We start from the raw sequence: 18,930 nt of genomic DNA, 5'->3' as shown, positions 1-18,930 counted from the left end.
ATGATCTTCCTGATTGCTATAATTAAATTAGAATTTTATGGGAATCGAGTTTTATGCCATTTAGTAGCTACAAAAGTATTAGTGCAGTGGCTAGAGAATTTAAAATTAAGTATATTCTAGCAGATTTTGTTGTGGAAACAGCGTTTCTAGTCCCTGCGGGTTTTAAAGAAGAATTAGAGTTGTTATTTAATGATGGAGTTGTCGATAACTCAGAAGATGCAATTTGTGAAAATTTAATTTATCCTCTTTTAAAAGAGGTTTGGAAACCCTACCGAAAAAAGTTAACTCTTTGGAGTCATGAAACCCTAATTTATGATGAAAAATTCTGTGGACAACCTGATTATATTGTTGCCAAACGGAGTGAGTTAGGAACGATTATCTTTGATCGACCTTATTTTTTAGTTGTTGAAGCCAAACAAGATAAATTTGAGGAAGGATGGGGTCAGTGTTTAGCCGAGTTAGTTGCCGTGCAGAAAATTAATGGTGACTTAGAACAAACCCTATTAGGGATTGTTTCTAATGGAAAAATTTGGCAGTTTGGTCAGCTTAAGTCTGATCAATTTACTCGCCATAAAACCTTTTATACTATTCAAGATTTAGAACGATTATTTTCTGCCGTTAATTATCTATTTAAACAATGTGAGTTACAGGTCTTAGCTCAAGTTTAATTCATTGACAAATTTTAAATAAAATCTGTCATACTATAAAGTATATAATCTTTGTAAGAGCCAAATCACAACAAGGAGAACATTTATGACCTTACCAAACGGCCCTCAAACGCCTCGGGTTCTCAGAATGATGAAATTCGTTACTCGTCCCCTAGATTATTTAGAAGATTATTATCAGCGTTATGGTGACTTTATTCGCATTGGCAAGTCAGCAACTCCCCTTGTTTATGTAAATCATCCCGCAGCAATTGAAAAGATTTTTACCGCCAATGCTGAACAGTTTAGAACCGGAAATGCTGGAGGAGTATTACTCTTTTTACTGGGAAATAATTCAGTTTTTATGGTGGATGGAGAACGCCACGAACGTCAACGTAAACTCTTAATGCCTCCCTTTCATGGTGAACGCTTAAAAACTTACAATCAGCTTATTTGTGAGATTACTAAACAAGTGATGTCACAAGTTAAAATCGGTCAACCCTTTCGAGTTCGGGCTTTAATGCAGGATATTACTTTGCGAGTGATTTTAAAAGCCGTTTTCGGACTCACAGAAGGCGAACGTTATGAACAATTACGACATCTTTTAAGTGCGATGATGGAGTCTATTGGTTCACCTTTAGCCGCGACTTTAATGTTCTTCCCAAGTCTGCGTCAAGACTGGGGCGAGTGGAGTCCTTGGGGGCGTTTTTTGCGCTACAAACAACAAGCCGATGAGATGATTTATGCCGAAATTCGTGAACGAAAACAAAAGAATGATTTTGCCGGCGATGATATTTTAACTCTGTTAATGTCGGCGCGAGATGAAACAGGTGAACCGATGAGTGAAACTGAACTTAGAGATGAATTAGTGACCTTATTAATTGCCGGACATGAAACCACTGCTTCCTCCTTAACTTGGGCGTTATATTGGACACATTACCTACCAGAAGTCAAGGATAAATTATGCTTTGAATTAGCTAATTTAGGTGAAAATCCTCACCTGGGCGAAATCGCTAAACTCCCCTATTTAACCGCTGTTTGTAATGAAACGTTGCGAATTTATCCGGTTACATTAACATCAGGTGTACGGGTGTTGAAAAAGCCCTTAGAATTGGGCGGTTATTCCTTTGAAACTGGAACGGTATTATTTCCCTGTACCTATCTGGTTCATCAACGAGAAGATATTTATCCCGAACCTAAAAAATTTAAACCCGAACGATTTTTACAACGGCAATTTTCCCCCTATGAATTTTTTCCCTTTGGTGGGGGTCATCGTCGTTGTATTGGCAGCGCAATGGCAACTTTAGAAATGAAGATTGCTTTAGCAACAATTTTATCAGATTGGCAACTCAAACTTCCCCATCATAAAGCCTATAAACCTGTTCGTCGAGGCTTAACTTTATCTCCTCCCGCTCAACTGAGTTTAGTTGCTGTAAATCGTTTAAACTAATAAAGAGTTAAAATACAAAAGAGGGTGTTATGGGTGTTCCCGTTGCAGTTGTATTAGGAGTCGGCCCAGGATTAGGTGCTGCTGTTGCTTATCAGTTTGCACGTCAGGGGTATGCGGTGGCATTGATGGCGAGAAATTTAGACCATTTAACTGTTGTTGAACAAGAAATTAAACAGTTTGGAGAAACAGCAATATCGGTAACAGTAGATGCGACGGATATTGTTAAAATTACAGAAGCCTTTGCAGAAGTAAAAACCGAATTGGGAACCCCAGAAGTTCTAATTTATAATGCTGGAATGTTACAAATGGGGGGAATATTAGAACTGACTCCCGAACAGTTTGAACAAAGCTGGAAGGTTAACTGTTTTGGTGCCTTTTTAGCCGCCCAACAGGTGTTACCCGCAATGGTTGAACAAGCCAAAGGAACGATTATTTTTACAGGCGCAACTGCCGCTACACGGGGTTCTGCGGGGTTTTCGGCGTTGGCGGTGGGGAAATTTGGTTTACGGGCGTTGGCGCAGTCTCTAGCGCGAGAATTTGGTCGGCAAGGGGTTCATGTTGCTCATGTGATGATTGATGGGTTAATTGATACACCGAGAGTGCGAGAAATGTTTCCCCAACGTGAACCAGATACCTTAATTTTACCCGATGCGATCGCGAAAATTTATTGGCAATTACATCAACAATCGGCAACCACTTGGACGTTAGAATTGGATATTCGTCCTTCGGTAGAGAAGTTTTGATTCAAGGTTTATTGATTCAGGTTAATTATGACTGGAACTGTGGCTATTTTTTATGACATCGAAAATCTTTTAAAAGGATATGGGTCTTCTCAAAACTATATTAATAGTATTTCCCTAAAATATGTATTTAACAAAATAAAAAGCATTGAACGGGTCGAATTTATTGCGGTACAAAGAGCTTATGCAAATTGGAGTGATCCGCGATTATCGGTAATGAAAGGAGAAATTAATGAACTGGGGATTGATCCTATACAAATTTTTGGTTTTTCTAGAAATACCCATAAAAACGCCGCCGATATTCAGTTAGCAGTAGATGCTATTGATTTGGCTTATCTCAGAAATTATATTGAAATTTTTGTGATTGTCTCCGGTGATGGGGGATTTTCTGCTTTAGCCAAAAAACTGCATGAATATGGAAAATATGTGATTGGTTGTGCTTATTTTAATGCAACGAATAAAATTTTTGAATCCGTCTGTGATATTTTTATTGGGATAGAAGAACCCGAAGAACATGAAAGAGAACGAGGAGATTTAGAAAAGGTCTTAAAAATTACCAATCCTAAAGTGATCCGATTATCAGAACAAATTAATCGACTCACCATCAAAGATAAACAACAAATTATCAATCAATCAAAACTGATCATTAATTGGTTTAAAAAAGATAGTGATAGTCACAGAGAATTAGAAACAACCGGAATTCACTTATCTGTGGTTAAAGAAGCATTCAAGTATGGAATCGAAGATTTCAATTCTTCTTTGATTGGTTTACCTAAATTTGTTAATTTCCTCCAATTTATTTGTTCATCAACAGAGATGAATGTTTTAAGATCTGACCGAAATGAGACAATCATTGCATTACGAAATGCTCAGATTAAAAGTTTTGAAGCTTTACCCGATATTGAGTCAGATTATTTGCATTCTATAGAAAATTACCAATCTATATTAGCCCATGGTACCCCTTGTCTAAAAATGACAAGTTCTCAATATCTAAAGCAAATACTGATGATATTATCCCAACAAAATAATCCCGAAGCTAGTCTCGACACATTACTTGATTCTATTAATCATTTATATCCTGATTTAGAAAGCGAAATCATTAACTCCTCATTGATTACATTGATGAATATTGATCTCTTTGAAAGACAACCGCTTGATAAACCTTTATCTGAACAAACTTTAAAGTTAAAATCTGAGTATTTAGATCCTGAATTAACCCTTAATAAAGTCAAAGAAGCAATTTCCTCAAAATTATCCAGTTTTTGGGGAGAACATTTAAACTCTGACACCCTGAATGCACTCTTATCAGATTTATAGAACGAAAATCCTCAAAATGTAGAGATTTTTCAGATAAAGTTTTACAATGTCAGAAAAGAGAAATTGTGACTATAGGTTGTATGGATACAAAAGCGTTTAGAAGAACACTGCAAAAATCAGAATCCTATCACCGGAAAGGCTTCGGGCATGAAGAAGAAGTCGCTGGGGTGATGCAGTCGGCTTATCAAAGCAGTTTAATTCAACAAATTCGGGAGAACAACTATACCCTCCAACGGGGAAATGTCACAATTCGACTCGCGGAAGCGTTTGGCTTCTGTTGGGGTGTCGAACGGGCGGTCGCGATGGCCTATGAAACCCGCCAACATTTTCCCACAGAACGGATCTGGATTACTAACGAAATTATTCATAATCCTTCAGTTAATCAACATTTGTTGGATATGAAGGTTGAATTTATTCCCGTTATCGACGGAGAAAAGGATTTTTCGGGAATTGGTATCGGTGATGTTGTGATTTTACCTGCTTTTGGGGCGAGTGTTCAAGAAATGCAACTCCTCAACGACAAAGGCTGCAAAATTGTTGATACAACTTGTCCTTGGGTTTCTAAGGTTTGGAATACAGTTGAAAAGCACAAGAAAAAAAGCTACACTTCTATTATTCACGGCAAATACAAACACGAAGAAACCGTCGCGACCAGTTCTTTTGCAGATAAATATTTAGTGGTGTTAAACCTCGCACAAGCAGAATATGTTTGTAACTATATTTTGAATGGGGGCAACCGAGAGGAATTTTTAGCTAAATTTAAACACGCTCATTCTGAAGGATTTGACCCGGATAAAGATTTAGAATATGTGGGAATTGCGAACCAAACGACAATGCTCAAAAGTGAAACCGAACAAATTGGCAAGCTGTTTGAACATACTATCATGCAGAAGTATGGCCCGGATCAATTAACCGAACATTTCCAAAGTTTTAACACGATTTGTGATGCCACACAAGAGCGTCAAGATGCGATGTTGGGGTTAGTAGAAGAAAAGCTTGATTTAATGATTGTGATTGGCGGTTTTAATTCTTCAAACACCACTCATTTACAAGAAATGTCAATAGAACGGGGAATTTCATCCTACCATATTGATAGCCCCGACCGGATTATTTCTGGCGATCGCATTGAACATAAACCTTTAGGAAAAGATATCGAAATCGCAGAAAATTGGCTACCCGAGGGAAAAATTGTTGTCGGAATTACCTCTGGGGCTTCAACTCCTGACAAAGCGGTTGAAGATGCGATTGAGAAAATTTTTGAGTTAAAAGGTAGTGCTGTTGCAGTCTAGAATGCTGTAAGTTGATCACTGTAGAATTTGTTGAAATTGAGTGTAGCGAAGATTGTAAAATTATGACCTCAGAGACTTCGTTACACTCAGTATGACAGATTGAACTCTTTACAGTGACAGTTAGCCCAGTGTCACAATTAATAGTAGTGAAGCCGGAGTTATGTCTGTACTTTCAAGAATTTTTACTTGTGCAATGTCAATAATTGTCATAATCCGTTCAAACAGAAATTATTAAATCTGTAATATTTTTCACTATTACTGCTCATTAAAAAACACCATCCAAACAACCATGAAAACATTAAATAGCCCTAAAACTTCCCCCTTAATTCAACGCCTGCAATGGGTATTTAATCCTCTTGAATATATGGAAACGAATGTCAAAATTAATCGGGATATTTTCAACACCCAGGTTACAGGTAGTGTCGGGCTAATATTTGTCAATAGCCCCGAAGGAATGCAAGAATTACTCACTCGGGATACCAAAGAATTTTACGCCCCAGGTTCAATTAATGAAATTTTGAAACCTCTACTCGGTGAACAATCTGTTATCCTATTAGATGGTGATCGTCATAAACGACAACGGAAATTATTAATGCCTCCCTTTCATGGGGAAAGAATGCGAAATTATGGCGAATTAATCCTCAATATTACACAGCAAGCCACCGCAAAATTAAAACCCGGTAAACCATTTATCGCCCGAAATACCATGCAAGAAATTACGTTAGCAGTTATTTTACAGGCGGTTTTTTGGGTTTTCGAAGGGTCACGTTATGACGAATTAAAACAATTAATTACTTCATTACTTGCAGTCACAGACTCTCCCATAAGTTCGAGTTTATTATTTTTCACATCCCTGCAAAAAGACTGGGGCGCTTGGAGTCCTTGGGGGCGATTTTTACGAATGCGTAAAAAAGTTGATGAATTATTGTTTGCAGAAATCAATGAACGTCGTCAAAATTGGGATGAAACTCGCACCGATATTCTAAATTTAATGATGGCGGCGCGAGACGAAGACGGACAACCGATGACCGATGAAGAATTACGAGATGAATTACTCACTTTATTGTTTGCGGGTCACGAAACAACTGCAACTGCAATGGCTTGGGCGTTGTATTGGGTACATCGACAACCAGAAGTTTATCAAAAGTTGATTCAAGAGTTAGAAAGTTTACCCAAAAATGCTGACCCGATGACGATTTTTAGGCTTCCCTATTTAACAGCCGTTTGTAATGAAGCCCTGCGAATTTATCCCGTTGCGATGTTAACCTTTCCGCGAGTTACGAAAGAACAGACAGAACTTCTAGGATATCAATTAGAACCCAATGTAGGGGTCGCAGGTTGTATTTATTTACTTCATCACCGCGAAGACTTATATCCCGAACCGAAACAATTTAAACCCGAACGATTTTTAGAACGAAAGTTTTCTCCCTATGAATTTTTGCCCTTTGGTTCAGGTGCGCGTCAATGTATTGGGATGGCGTTAGCGCAGTTTGAAATGAAGTTAGCACTCGCTCAAATTATACTCGATTATGACCTAACTTTACTCGAAAAACGTCCGGTTAAAGCTGGACGTCGAGGGGTAACATTATCGCCTTTGGGGGGGATTAAAATGATGATGAATGGAAAGCGTACCCCCTCAAAATCTGTCGCCATTCCCGCAACAGTTTAGAAAGACTCATCTAAAGTTTTAGGGGCGAGTTCAACCTCATGTACGACAATATTTGTAAATTCATTGCTGAAGAATTTTCCACCGACTTAGCTAGTTGGTTACTGGGTGAACCCATTCAACTGACTCAACTCAGCCCCAAAGAACTTTCTATTGAACCCATTCGCACCGATGCGTTAATCTTACAACAGTCTAATAATTTAGTTCTTCATGTCGAATTTCAGACTAAAACGGAAGCCACAATTCCCTTTCGGATGACAGATTATTGCTTGCGAGTGCATCGGCGTTATCCTGATAAAGAAATGCACCAAGTCGTTATTTATCTCAAACAAACGGCTTCAGAATTAGTTTATCAAAATACATTTACTTTGACTCGAACTCGCCATGAATTTGAGGTGATTCGCTTGTGGGAACAGCCAACCGAACAATTTCTCAATACACCGGGATTATTACCTTTTGCGGTATTGAGTCGAACCGATGAAAAAGTGGAAGTGTTACGGGAAGTAGCGCGTCGAGTCGAGGCGATTTCTGATAGACGAGTTCAGTCTAATGTAGGTGCATCTGCTTTTATTCTCGCTGGGTTAGTATTAGAGAAGGAGATTATTGGGACCATTCTTAGGAGGGATATTATGGAAGAGTCTGTGACTTATCAAGAACTGAGAAGAGAAGCTCGTGAGCAAGGAATTCAGGAAGGTAGAGTAGAAGGACTTCAACAAGGACTTCAACAAGTCGCTCTCAATTTACTGAGGAGTGGAATGAGTCTCGAACAAGTGGCGAATTTCACAGGTTTATCCCTTGAACAAGTTACACAGTTACAGCTTATTTCTACTCAAGCTGAACCTCCCGTTTCTGACGATAATTAGTTAAGATGAAATTGAAAAAATAATGCTGCACAAGGGAATAGGGAACAGGAGTAGAAGTGAGTGAGGGGGCTGGTTGATTGAGGTTAATTATGAGAAACATAAATCTAGATGGAACCCGCCCCTACAACAATATCTAATTACATTTTATCTTCAACTTTTGTCTCGGGCTTGGCGATTTCTTTTTGAACTTGGGCGTGTTTCTCTACCCCTTCAAACGCATAACGGTTGTAACCATTACGTTGAATTAATTCCTCGATATAAGCAACCCGTTCAGTTGTGGCTGGATGTGTTGAGAAGAAAGACGAACCGCCCTGAGAACCCTTTTCTTCTGCTAATGTAATCATCAAGTTATGCAAACCATCTGCCGCATATCCAGAGGTTGCTAATACCCGAGTTCCAACTAAATCAGCTTGTCGTTCTTGATCACGATTGTAGTCTAAATTAATCAAATTGGCAATAATATTTCCAAGAGGAACGGTATTATTTAACGCTGCATTAACAATCTCTCCCAGGTTATTATAAACATTATTGGTAATCACTTGTTTAAACCCGTGAGAAAGTACCGCATGACTAACTTCATGGGCTAATAAACCTGCAAGTTCGGCTTCCGAATTGGTTTTAAGAATTGCTCCCGTATTGACAAAAACCTTCCCTCCCGGTAAAGCAAAAGCATTCAACGCCTCATCTGCAACCACATAAAATTCATAATCAAAGTCATTTCTTCCCATATATTGAACAATTTTATTTCCTAATTCATTCACATAGTCAACGACTTCTCCTTCTTGAACAATGGGTAACTCTCGCTTATACATTCCCGCAATTTGATTTCCAATTCCAGACTCTCCTTGAACCAAAAGCGTTCCCATTTTTATCCCTTCTCCCACAATCGCCCCCACCGGGTTACAAGCACCAATAAGAAGACATCCTCCCACTCTCACTGCTGTTCCCAAAATTCCCCGTCTCACCATTTGTCCTTCCAGTCTTCCTTGAAATTTTTTGAGGTTTTTATCTGCACTTTCTGTTAAGGCTGAAGTTTGAGGATGTTCGGGTTGAATTAAGGTAAATTGACGCGCCGCAATGGAAGCTTCTAAGTATTTTTTATCTGCTTCTAAGGCTTTTACTTGAGCAACAATAAGTTCATAATTATCAGGAAATAAACTGGTTGCTTGTTCTAAAACCTTGAGAGCGTGTTGAAGTTTTTCTTGTTTTTGATACGCTTGAGAAAGGAGTAAATGACCGGGAATGAATGCAGGATATTGTTGAACAAATTTTTGTAACGGACTCAAATCAGCGGTTTCTTGCCAAACAGCTTGTGCTTCAATCCACAGCGGTTGTGCTTCAGGAATCAACTGTTTAGGATTGGTAATTTGTCGTATAATTTGAGGTCTTTGTTCAGTTTTAAACGGTTGTTTTACTTGTCGATAAATAAGTTCAGCTTTGGTTTTATTTCCACTGCGATAAAACTCGTCAGCTTGGGCTAATAGGGTAAAACGTTCTGAGCGTTTAAATTCTTCTTCAAGATTTTGTAGCTTATTTTCTAACTCAACTTTAGGTGTAGGGGTTTTATCCTCTGTTGAAACTGATAGGGGTTCTAAATTGGCAATTTTTAGAGAATATTTACCCGACTGTTCTGTTGAATTAACACCGCTAACTCGTAGTGAATAAGTACCCGTTTCTGTCAGGGTAATTTGCAATTCTGACTTCAATAAATTGCGGCTAACTTGATGACTTGCGCCAATGTTTTCACCTTGAGGATTAAGTAAAATTAGAGTCGGAACAAAATCGGAACTTTCTGCGGTAATTGTTACAGATTGACCTGCTCTGGCCGTAAAATGATGAGCATTGAAAGAGGTTTGATTAAACTGTTGTCTGACATCCGCCTTTAGAATTGCATCTTCTGCTAAAATAACGATAGAGGTCACGGGAGTAACCGCAGAAGTTGCAAACGCTCTACCCCCGACAAGCCAACCGAATGCCAGGGTGGTTAACCCGAAGTGAAGGCTAAGAAAGAGAGCCGCTCCTAAAGCTACCCATCTAAAACGATTGATTGATTTCATCACACCAAGGAAGTCTCTAAGTATACATATTATAGAAATATAGAAGACTTCTCCCCTAAAAGTGTTTCAGGTTTGAGGAGTTCGATGCAGCACAATTTATCCCCTCATTGCTCGCCAATCTCCAGGGATTTTATCTAATTTTTATTGAGTTTTGTGACTTTACCCCAGCGAGATCACGATCAAGTGCTAAAGCATAACAAACGAGAAAGCCTGAAGCCTTGAGTCAAGGAAACCGAGAGACTCAGACTTTCAAGTTTAACTGAAGCATCGATGGACTACCGTAAAAAACAACAGACCAACCATAAGACGATTAAAGTTACCAATGTAATAAATCGTTCAGGCTCTAATAAACCGGCGAGAGGACTGAGTAAACTTCCTAAAATCAAGCCGAGAATCAGACCAAAAACCGTCAATAATACAGCTCGACCAAATTGATTTTCTTTACGATTGAGAAAATACAAACCCGCACCGACGCCGAGCGCCAGAGGAAGCTGCAACAACTGAATATTCATTCCCGGATAAATACTCAAAAGACTTAATCCCCCGTACATCGCCGAAGTCCAGAGGACATCAGAGCGAGTGGGAGTATCAATCATTCGTTGCAACCATGCAGGCTTGGAGGAAGTAGACTGTTGTACCTCATTAGTCGAGGCTTTTTGTTTTTGCAGCCTCCGTTCTTCGGCAAATCGAATGCGTTCGGGAACCTTGATTTTCCCTTCCTGACGCAATTTCAGTCTATCCATCAAAATGGCATCGTAAGCCGCTTCAATGGACTCAATGAGCTGACGCTCACCAGTATATTGCTCTCTCAGGCGATTGCGTGCATCCTGAATTTCATCAAAGGAGGCATCGACAGTGACCCCAAGCTGTTCGTAGGGACTTTGCTCACTCATCGCAGTTTTTAAACTTTTTCTCTAGATTAAGCTTAACGCGATCACCCTAAATCTAGGGGATCAGGTTAAGGGGTTTACCTTTAAAAATAGACATAGACAGTCCATACTGACCAGTATACAAGACACCGCTCTAGGTGGAACGACTTAAGACGGAACACTGACGATTCCAGACCACTGAACTTTTTTGAGAGAGTCTCGGCGATAGGAGAAAAAAGACTGCGGCTGCTTGTAGGTGCAGTCTGGGGAAATCGCCACCTGTTGAGGACTAATCCCCAACTGTTCTAACTGTAAAGCATTTACACGACGGACATCAACCCGTACTTTGTCCGGTTCAGAGTCCGGTAAAACCGGAGATTGTGACAAATCAAATAATGCGGCTAATACGTCTTCAAGGGAAGTTGTAGCTTGGGGGAGAATCGTTGTCCCTAACTGTAGTGCCACCTCCGAGGAAACTTGATAGACTTCCCCAGAAATAGCGGGCCCCATGGCAATCCGCAAATTAATCAATTGACTGCCTTGAGCTTGAAACTCAGCGATCGCTTGCGGTAAAATTTTACTCGCGGTTCCTCGCCAACCCGCATGAATAGCCGCCACATTTCCGGTTTGTGTATCGGCAATCAAAACAGGTACACAGTCAGCGCTTGCCACCCACACCGCTTCTTGGGGATGTTGAGTCAGTAAAGCATCTGCTTCTAAAAGTTCAGCCGAGTCAGCCGAGTCAGAAGCGGGTAAAGGCCGAACCTGGGCAGTGCCTAAAACCAAATTACCATGCACCTGTTTAACGCGGTAAGCCGCAGCATTCGGTTCTAAAACCTCGACCAACTCAGCGGGAGTTCGAGGACTAAAATGGCGACTGAAAAAGCCATGAGGCCAAGACTCCAGTAGACTGCATTTGAGATAGGGTAATTCTTGCCATTGATGCCAGTGCCAAGTGTGCATAGGGAAAACAATTCAAGTATGCTGTTGAGACGCAAGTTGTTTTATATTAGCCCAAGATATCCCCATCCCCACCGTGACTCTCAATTCCCAACGTTTAGAAGCGGCAATAGAAGCCTTACACGAGTTTGCTGAACCCGACAATACTCCCAATCGCGATCACGAACCTGATTTCCAACTGCATTTATTTGACTGTATCCCTTCAACCAATCAAATTTTGTGGGAATTGATGAATTCTGGAGCAAAAGCCGGAACGGTGGTGATTGCTAGCCAACAAACCGCAGGACGGGGACAGTGGGGACGACAGTGGCAATCAAGCCAAGGTGGGTTATACTTGTCGATGGCTGTAGAACCGCAAATTCTAGCCAGTCACCAAGCCCAACTCACGCTTTGTAGTGCCTGGGGAATTGCCACAATTCTGCAAGATTATCACATTCCCATTCGTTTAAAATGGCCGAATGACTTAATCCTGACAGAACGTAAGTTAGGTGGTATTCTGACAGAAACAAAAGTAAGCAATGGGCAAATTATTCGAGCTGTCATCGGGGTCGGCATTAATTGGGCAAACTCCATCCCAGAAACGGGAATTAATCTGCAAACCTACTTTGCTCAAAATCCTGATCCAGTAAGGGTATACTCATTAGAAATGTTAGCCGCACTGGTTGTACAAGGACTAAGAATGGGTCTGCGGCAATTATTAACAGTCGGAATAGAACCGGTGTTAAAGTCTTATTCGCAGCTTTTGACCTGTATCGGGAATCGAGTTAGAGTAGCAGAGCAATCGGGTGTCATCGTTGGAGTCAATGCAGCAGGCGAACTTCGGGTTATGCTTGAACCCAATCATGCCAATAAAGCCCAAGAAATTTGCATTCAGCCAGGTAAAATAAGTCTTGGCTATGGTTCAGATGAATCATTTAATATCAAATCTTGACCTATTCACATCGGTTGTGTGAGGAAAATGACGGAATCTCGGTACTCTAAGCAACAGCTCCAATCTCCAGATTGTCAGTTCGTGGAGCGTGGGCAATCCCGTAACGAGCCAAAGCAATCATCTACCCGGGCGGACATCGGTAAAATTCGTTCTCGTCTAATCGCAGGTAGTTCAGCAATTTTAGGATTAGGCTGTGCGACCAGTTTAGGGATGCTAGGCGGTAGTGCGATCGCCTATGAACAGTTTTCTATTCCAATAGACTCCCAACCCTACGATTCGGGGGCTTCCTATTCTGCACCGGAATCCTATTCTGCACCAGAATCCTATTCTGCACCGGAATCTTATTCTGCACCTAGTTACAGCGCTCCCAGTTACAGCGCACCCAGTTATAGCGCACCCAGTTATAGCGCACCGAGTTACAGCGCACCGAGTTACAGCGCACCGGAATCTTATTCTGCACCGGAATCTTATAGCGCTCCGAGTGGCAGTTATGGCTATTCTTCTGGGGGTTACGACTCTCAACCGGGCTACTATTCCCAACCCGCACCCTCCCCTGATTATCAAGCCCCCACAGGAGGCTATGGCTACTCTGCACCGGAACCCTATTATCAAGAACCTGCGGCATCTGATCCTCCACCCGTCGATAATTATTATGCAGAACCGCCTCAACTGGAAATTCCGACAATTGTTCCTCCCCCTTCAAAACCGATAGAGTTACCCAGTAAAGAAGCAACAATTCCATCTGGGGAAGATACTCTCGTTCTTCCGGGTAAACAACCTGTTGCGGCGCCGCCTGTGATTTCACCCCAAGCCGAAAACTCAAATCTTGATCCGGCAGGCAACAACTACATTGATCCGACAGAATACAATGTTGGGGCGACAGGCGGTTATCAATCCCCCAATACGGTGATTTTCTCGGAACGTTCAACTGGATGTGAATTTGCCGTCGGCGTTGGAGGTGGTGTGCCAAATGGGGCGTGTTTACCTGTGCAAAGTCCGGCTTATACGGCTGATGGTAATCCTGTTCCTGTTTATCCTCCGAGTCTAGTGGGCGGAGGTATGGGCGGAAGCGGTAATCCTCTCGTTAGAAATAGTAATTCAGTTAATAGCAATAACGTTTATCTCAACAATGACAACACCTACGCCGGGAATTCCAATTCTTATTACAGTAATAACAATTCTTGGCAACCCGCACCCCAACAATGGTACGGAGAGTCACCCAGTCAGGTGTCTGTCTCGGGTTTGAGTCCGGTTCAAGTCGGGCCTGTTAGTGTGAGTGCGATGAGTAATTCGGGGATGAGTTACTATAACCGTACCATGCGACCCCCGGCGGTTTCTGGAAATGGCGATACGAATTTATTGTTTCCTTTGAGTATTCCAGCGCCGATTACTTCTTTGTTTGGTTGGCGAACTCATCCGGTATTGGGTTATGGTCGCTTCCACACCGGAATTGATATTGGGGCGGATACAGGAACGCCTGTGGTGGCGTCTTATTCGGGTCAAGTCACAATTGCTGACTGGTTGGGGGGTTATGGACTGGCGGTGATTGTTGATCACCAAGCAAAATCCAACGAAACCCTTTATGCTCACTTATCAGAACTGTTTGTACAACCGGGAGATTGGGTCAAACAAGGAGAAGTGATTGGACGAGTAGGAAGTACGGGAATGTCTACCGGGCCACACCTTCACTTTGAGTTGCGGAAATTGACCGATCAAGGTTGGGTGGCGGTGGATGTGCAAACGGATCTCGAATTTGCCCTCGCCCAACTCTTTAATACGATGCGAACCGCAGAGGTGCCGCCAGAAAGCTTTATTGCGGCGTTACCTCAAGAAACCTTTGATGCGAGTACCGGAACACCTAAATTACCGCCCTTACCGCCCGGAATGGATATTATTGTTCCGAACCTCGAACCCCCAACTTTGAGTTTTGGGTTTGCAGAGAATGTCAAATCACAACAGGAATAGTAGAGTTTGTAGAGACGTTCAATTGATAGGAGCGTCTCTAATTATTTATCCTAACAAAACGGCAAGTAATGCTTTTTGGGCGTGCATTCGATTTTCAGCTTGATCCCAAACTTTTGATTGTTTTCCTTCGATCACAGCGTCGGTAATTTCTTCTTCTCGGTGGGCGGGTAAACAATGTAAAACAATGGCATTATTTGCCGCTTTTGCCATTAATTGTTCATTCACTTGATAGGGTTGAAATAGGGGGATGCGAGTGCGGGCTTCTTCTTCTTGACCCATACTCGCCCAAACATCGGTATAGATAATGTGGGCATCTTTTGCCGCTTCTAGGGCGTCATCGGTGACAGTAACTTCGGTTTTGCTGTGGGCAATTTCAATCGCTTGATCAACAATATCACGATTGGGTTGATGGTCAGCAGGAGCGGCAATTCTCACATTCATTCCTACCATTGCACACCCTAAAAGTAACGAATTCGCCATATTATTTGCACCATCGCCAAAATAGGTTAAGGTTAAACCCGAAAGCTTTCCAAAACATTCTTGAACCGTCATTAAATCGGCGAGAACTTGACAGGGATGTTCTCGGTCTGTTAGAGCATTAATAACCGGGATTTGAGCATAGTCGGCGAAGGTTTCAAGATCTTTTTGTTCAAAGGTACGAATGGCGATAATATCAAGATATCGATCCAATACTCGCGCTGTGTCTACTAAAGGTTCACCGCGACTAACTTGAGTGACACTAGGGTTGAGATCAATCACTTGTCCACCTAACTGATACATGGCGACGGTAAAACTCACCCGTGTGCGAGTTGAGGCTTTAGAAAACATCAAGCCCAACACCTTATTGCGTTGAACTTTCACCATTCCTGATTTTAGTTGCGATGCCAACTCTAGCAGCGAGTACAACTCATCGATACTTACATCAGCCAAACTGAGGAAATCTCGTCCTTTCAGTGATTCCATAGTCGCCCTGTCAATTTTCCGTGTTCAGTGAAACGTTGGTATTCGCTCACTCATTCTCGTGTCATTTTAATAGATTAAAGTTGATAGTTTCGTGAACTTTATACAAAACTCGGAATTTCTCAGGGAATAGGGGTATTTGGGTTAACCTATTTACTCGACCCTATTCCCCATTCTATAAATGATCTCAGATTCGGAGGTGTGTAAGGGTTGACGCCTGGCGGCTCATTCTGATAAATTATGAATAGTATTTTTTCTAATCAAGCATTAGAAAAAATATTTTTTTCACAAACATCCCATTGTATAATGATACCCTAAGCAACCAGAAAAAGTCAAGAGAGTCTGCCGAAAAAAATCGCGAAATTTCCGGGAAAAACGAGTTTGAGCGCAAAGTGCGGTGAGTCCAGTGCGGTCTTGGGGTTTCCCCAAGTGAAGCAACTGGCGAACCCGAAGGGTCTTGGTGGTTTCCATCAAGGAGCAACTTTGCAAGAGAAGGCAATGAATAATGAATAATTGTCTTCCCTATGTCCCCTGTTCCCTGTCCCCTGTGGGTTCTAAAATAGCGATCGCACGATCAATTAAATCACAACCCTGTTCGACAGACTCAATTTTTGCCAATTGGTTACGGAGTTCATTCGCCCCCGCAAACCCTTTCGCATACCAAGTCATGTGTTTGCGAGATTGATAAATTCCCCGTTCTCCTTTATACTCTCCTAAAGCCTTAAGATGTTCTTTGGCGCATTGCAGACGTTCAATAATATTCGCCCCGGGTTTCACTTCTCCCGTCTTCAAAAACGAATCAATTTCACCGACTAAAAACGGATATCCCAACGTTCCCCGTGAACACATCACCCCATCAGCGCCCGTTAACTGCAAACAATTTACAGCACTTTCGACTGAAACAATATCACCATTGGCAATCACGGGAATAGAAAGAATTTGCTTGACTTTAGCAATCCATTCCCAATTTGCCTTGCCATTATACCCGGCAGCGCGAGTTCGAGCATGAATCGTGATCATCGCAGCGCCAGAGTCTTCCATGCGTTTAGCAAAATCAAGAATATTAATTTCGTTGTCATCCCAACCAATACGGGTTTTTACCGTTACCGGAACGTTAACCGCCTCGACAACAGATTGTACAATAGTTTCGGCAACTTCTGGCTGTCGCAACAACGACGAACCCCCGCCTTTTTTGGTGATTTTATTCACCGGACACCCCATGTTAATATCAACGGTATTGGCGCCTTCTTGTACCGCACGTTGGGCAGCTTCGGCGAGAAAATCAGGCCGACAGTCAAACAGTTGTATACTAATAGGGCGCTCGTTGGGGTCAACTTCCATCATTTGCGGAAGTTCTTCGAGATGACGAACTTGGGAAGCATGAACCATCTCGGTATACATCATCGACTCTGGGGCATATCGCCGCACTAACCGCCGAAATACCAAGTCTGTGACACCCGATAACGGGGACTGAAGCACTCGACTATTCACCTCAACCGAACCAATTTTGAGGGGAGTAGATAACGTTTTTTGCAGTTGGGGAGAAAGAACAGACATAGTTGGAGTGTTAGGAGAAAAAGTATTTTAAGTAGAAACTAATGTTCTTGCCTATGGAGTAATTTTAGTGTTTTTAAGGTGAGTTTCACTCTGAATAATCATTTCCTCCTCGCTTTCCAGGAGAGAGGGTTAGGGGGAAAGGTCAAGCTCAAAACTGCATTAGTTAACACCCCTCAGACATAAGTGATAATGAACTTGGTGTGACTATCTACCCCATGAAGCGAACTCCCCTCAACCCCTTTCTCTGGCTAACTGTTTTCGTTGGATGTTCTGGACTATTAACAACAACACCTCAACCCGTTAGCGGACAGACAAATTCTGCTGTTGTTCAACAGTTAAATGAACTCAAAAAAGCCAAACAACTCAACCAACAAGTTATTCAACTGTATCAACAAGGAAAATATAACGAAGCCATACCCATAGCAGAAAGGGTTCTAGAAATACGAGAGAGACTTTTAGGAGAAAATCACCTTAATGTTGCTAGTAGTATGGCTTGGTTAGCAGGACTCTACTCCTCTCAAGGACGCTACAGCCAAGCCGAACCCCTGTACATACAAGCTTTGGAGATGAGACAGAAGTTATTGGGAACAGAACATCCCTCTGTCGCCTCCAGCCTAAACAATTTAGCATATCTCTACTCCTCTCAAGGACGCTACAGCCAAGCCGAACCCCTGTACAAACAAGCCTTGGAGATGAGACAGAAGTTATTGGGAACAGAACATCCCTCAGTCGCCTCCAGCCTCAACAATTTAGCATATCTCTACTCCTCTCAAGGACGCTATAGCCAAGCCGAACCCCTGTACAAACAAGCTTTGGAGATGAGACAGAAGTTATTGGGAACAGAACATCCCTCTGTCGCCTCCAGCCTAAACAATTTAGCATATCTCTATCAAGTTCAAGGCGATACAACCCAAGCGATAAACTTTCTAAGTCGAGGACTAGAAGTTCAAGAACAAAACCTGAATGTTCTCCTCGCAACGGGTTCGGAACGTCAGAAACAAGACTCGATGAAAACAGTTTCTAATACAACTGATTTTGCAGTTTCTCTGCATATTAAAGATGCGCCGAACAACTCAGAAGCGACTCGTTTAGCATTAACAACCCTTCTCCGTCGCAAAGGTCGGATTTTGGATGTAATCACAAATGACTTACAACTGTTGCGAGAAAATATTACTCCCGAAAATCAACAGCTTTTAGATGAATTAGCCGCAGTGAGAACTCAACTGGCGACTTTGATTTATAATAAACCCGAAAATCTCTCCGATGAACAATACCGTCAACAAGTTGCAAATTTAAGACAAAAATCGGAGCAACTCGAAGCCGAACTTTCTCGCCGCAGTGCAGATTTTAGAACGATTTCAGAACCCGTTACTGTGGAAGCGGTACAACAGTTGATTCCTGAAGATGCGGCGTTAGTTGAATTTATTTTATACAAACCGTTTGATGCGAAAGCTAGTACAAATAGATGGGAAAAACCTCATTATGCAGCTTATATCCTCAAATCTTCTGGCGAACCGCAATGGGTTGATTTAGGGGAAGTTGAACCCATTCACAAAGCGGCTTTCTTTCGCTTCAATTTAGCCCTGAAAGACAAAAAAGATGCTTTTATCGGAAATACAGATGACATTAAACAAACCGGACGCCAACTTGATGAACTTCTCA

Annotated in this window: 15 protein-coding genes; 10 read left to right on the top strand and 5 right to left on the bottom strand. The window is 41.8% G+C overall.

Annotated features, from left to right (window positions below; translation table 11 throughout):
- The first annotated feature begins 53 nt into the window (after nucleotides 1-53).
- The 7 genes from M595_RS22140 to M595_RS22110 all read left to right on the top strand — a co-directional run bounded on the left by M595_RS22140 (nucleotide 54) and on the right by M595_RS22110 (nucleotide 7,969).
- Nucleotides 54-668, top strand: coding sequence for a hypothetical protein (locus M595_RS22140; protein WP_023068711.1), 615 nt, complete (start codon nucleotides 54-56; stop codon nucleotides 666-668).
- 85 nt (nucleotides 669-753) lie between these two features.
- The gene (locus M595_RS22135; protein WP_023068717.1) at nucleotides 754-2,094 is read left to right on the top strand and encodes a cytochrome P450; all 1,341 of its coding nucleotides are present in this window, start codon (nucleotides 754-756) and stop codon (nucleotides 2,092-2,094) included.
- Between the two features lie 29 nt (nucleotides 2,095-2,123).
- The gene (locus M595_RS22130) at nucleotides 2,124-2,837 is read left to right on the top strand and encodes an SDR family NAD(P)-dependent oxidoreductase (RefSeq protein WP_023068706.1); all 714 of its coding nucleotides are present in this window, start codon (nucleotides 2,124-2,126) and stop codon (nucleotides 2,835-2,837) included.
- 27 nt (nucleotides 2,838-2,864) lie between these two features.
- On the top strand, nucleotides 2,865-4,151 hold the full coding sequence (locus M595_RS22125) for an NYN domain-containing protein (protein WP_023068705.1): 1,287 nt from the start codon (nucleotides 2,865-2,867) through the stop codon (nucleotides 4,149-4,151).
- 80 nt (nucleotides 4,152-4,231) lie between these two features.
- Nucleotides 4,232-5,440 carry a 4-hydroxy-3-methylbut-2-enyl diphosphate reductase gene (locus M595_RS22120; RefSeq protein ID WP_023068695.1) on the top strand — a complete coding sequence of 403 codons (1,209 nt, stop codon included), beginning with the start codon at nucleotides 4,232-4,234 and terminating at the stop codon, nucleotides 5,438-5,440.
- Between the two features lie 289 nt (nucleotides 5,441-5,729).
- Nucleotides 5,730-7,109 carry a cytochrome P450 gene (locus M595_RS22115; RefSeq protein ID WP_023068698.1) on the top strand — a complete coding sequence of 460 codons (1,380 nt, stop codon included), beginning with the start codon at nucleotides 5,730-5,732 and terminating at the stop codon, nucleotides 7,107-7,109.
- Nucleotides 7,110-7,147: 38 nt separating this feature from the next.
- Nucleotides 7,148-7,969 carry an Rpn family recombination-promoting nuclease/putative transposase gene (locus M595_RS22110; RefSeq protein WP_023068704.1) on the top strand — a complete coding sequence of 274 codons (822 nt, stop codon included), beginning with the start codon at nucleotides 7,148-7,150 and terminating at the stop codon, nucleotides 7,967-7,969.
- 137 nt (nucleotides 7,970-8,106) lie between these two features.
- On the opposite strand, the gene M595_RS22105 is transcribed toward M595_RS22110, so the two are convergent.
- From M595_RS22105 to pgeF, 3 genes are all read right to left on the bottom strand, one after another.
- The gene (locus M595_RS22105) at nucleotides 8,107-10,026 is read right to left on the bottom strand and encodes a M48 family metalloprotease (RefSeq protein WP_023068709.1); all 1,920 of its coding nucleotides are present in this window, start codon (nucleotides 10,024-10,026) and stop codon (nucleotides 8,107-8,109) included.
- Nucleotides 10,027-10,301: 275 nt separating this feature from the next.
- Entirely contained in the window at nucleotides 10,302-10,919 is a 618-nt protein-coding gene (locus M595_RS22100) for a CPP1-like family protein (RefSeq protein ID WP_023068694.1), read from the bottom strand.
- Nucleotides 10,920-11,063: 144 nt separating this feature from the next.
- Complete coding sequence (pgeF, locus tag M595_RS22095) at nucleotides 11,064-11,858, bottom strand: peptidoglycan editing factor PgeF (protein WP_023068714.1); 795 nt, start codon at nucleotides 11,856-11,858, stop codon at nucleotides 11,064-11,066.
- 73 nt (nucleotides 11,859-11,931) lie between these two features.
- Between pgeF and M595_RS22090 the strand changes: the two genes are divergently transcribed.
- Entirely contained in the window at nucleotides 11,932-12,786 is an 855-nt protein-coding gene (locus tag M595_RS22090) for a biotin--[acetyl-CoA-carboxylase] ligase (protein ID WP_023068696.1), read from the top strand.
- 27 nt (nucleotides 12,787-12,813) lie between these two features.
- Nucleotides 12,814-14,751: a M23 family metallopeptidase gene (locus tag M595_RS32490; RefSeq protein ID WP_052001856.1), complete on the top strand. Its 1,938-nt coding sequence runs from the start codon at nucleotides 12,814-12,816 to the stop codon at nucleotides 14,749-14,751.
- Nucleotides 14,752-14,796: 45 nt separating this feature from the next.
- Here M595_RS32490 and argF read toward each other — a convergent pair whose 3' ends face one another.
- Nucleotides 14,797-15,714 carry an ornithine carbamoyltransferase gene (gene argF / locus M595_RS22080; protein ID WP_023068700.1) on the bottom strand — a complete coding sequence of 306 codons (918 nt, stop codon included), beginning with the start codon at nucleotides 15,712-15,714 and terminating at the stop codon, nucleotides 14,797-14,799.
- Nucleotides 15,715-16,233: 519 nt separating this feature from the next.
- Nucleotides 16,234-17,268 (bottom strand): tRNA dihydrouridine synthase DusB, encoded by a 1,035-nt coding sequence (dusB, locus tag M595_RS22070; RefSeq protein WP_023068715.1) that lies wholly within the window; start codon nucleotides 17,266-17,268, stop codon nucleotides 16,234-16,236.
- A gap of 215 nt (nucleotides 17,269-17,483) precedes the next feature.
- Here dusB and M595_RS22065 point away from each other — a divergent pair.
- Nucleotides 17,484-18,930 (top strand): tetratricopeptide repeat protein (locus M595_RS22065; protein ID WP_023068719.1); only part of this gene is annotated, 1,447 nt, incomplete at its 3' end.

This window comes from Lyngbya aestuarii BL J, from assembly GCF_000478195.2.
GTDB classification, from domain to species: Bacteria; Cyanobacteriota; Cyanobacteriia; order Cyanobacteriales; family Microcoleaceae; genus Capilliphycus; species Capilliphycus aestuarii.
The sequence above is the reverse complement of the archived record's forward strand: the minus strand, read 5'-3'. Positions and strand labels throughout refer to the sequence as shown.

Coding starts and splice junctions, on each gene's coding strand:
- M595_RS22140 (WP_023068711.1), top strand. CDS start 54: ATGCCATTTAGTAGCTACAAAAGTATTAGTGCAGTGGCTAGAGAATTT.
- M595_RS22135 (WP_023068717.1), top strand. CDS start 754: ATGACCTTACCAAACGGCCCTCAAACGCCTCGGGTTCTCAGAATGATG.
- M595_RS22130 (WP_023068706.1), top strand. CDS start 2,124: ATGGGTGTTCCCGTTGCAGTTGTATTAGGAGTCGGCCCAGGATTAGGT.
- M595_RS22125 (WP_023068705.1), top strand. CDS start 2,865: ATGACTGGAACTGTGGCTATTTTTTATGACATCGAAAATCTTTTAAAA.
- M595_RS22120 (WP_023068695.1), top strand. CDS start 4,232: ATGGATACAAAAGCGTTTAGAAGAACACTGCAAAAATCAGAATCCTAT.
- M595_RS22115 (WP_023068698.1), top strand. CDS start 5,730: ATGAAAACATTAAATAGCCCTAAAACTTCCCCCTTAATTCAACGCCTG.
- M595_RS22110 (WP_023068704.1), top strand. CDS start 7,148: ATGTACGACAATATTTGTAAATTCATTGCTGAAGAATTTTCCACCGAC.
- M595_RS22105 (WP_023068709.1), bottom strand. CDS start 10,026: ATGAAATCAATCAATCGTTTTAGATGGGTAGCTTTAGGAGCGGCTCTC.
- M595_RS22100 (WP_023068694.1), bottom strand. CDS start 10,919: ATGAGTGAGCAAAGTCCCTACGAACAGCTTGGGGTCACTGTCGATGCC.
- pgeF (WP_023068714.1), bottom strand. CDS start 11,858: ATGCACACTTGGCACTGGCATCAATGGCAAGAATTACCCTATCTCAAA.
- M595_RS32490 (WP_052001856.1), top strand. CDS start 12,814: ATGACGGAATCTCGGTACTCTAAGCAACAGCTCCAATCTCCAGATTGT.
- argF (WP_023068700.1), bottom strand. CDS start 15,714: ATGGAATCACTGAAAGGACGAGATTTCCTCAGTTTGGCTGATGTAAGT.
- dusB (WP_023068715.1), bottom strand. CDS start 17,268: ATGTCTGTTCTTTCTCCCCAACTGCAAAAAACGTTATCTACTCCCCTC.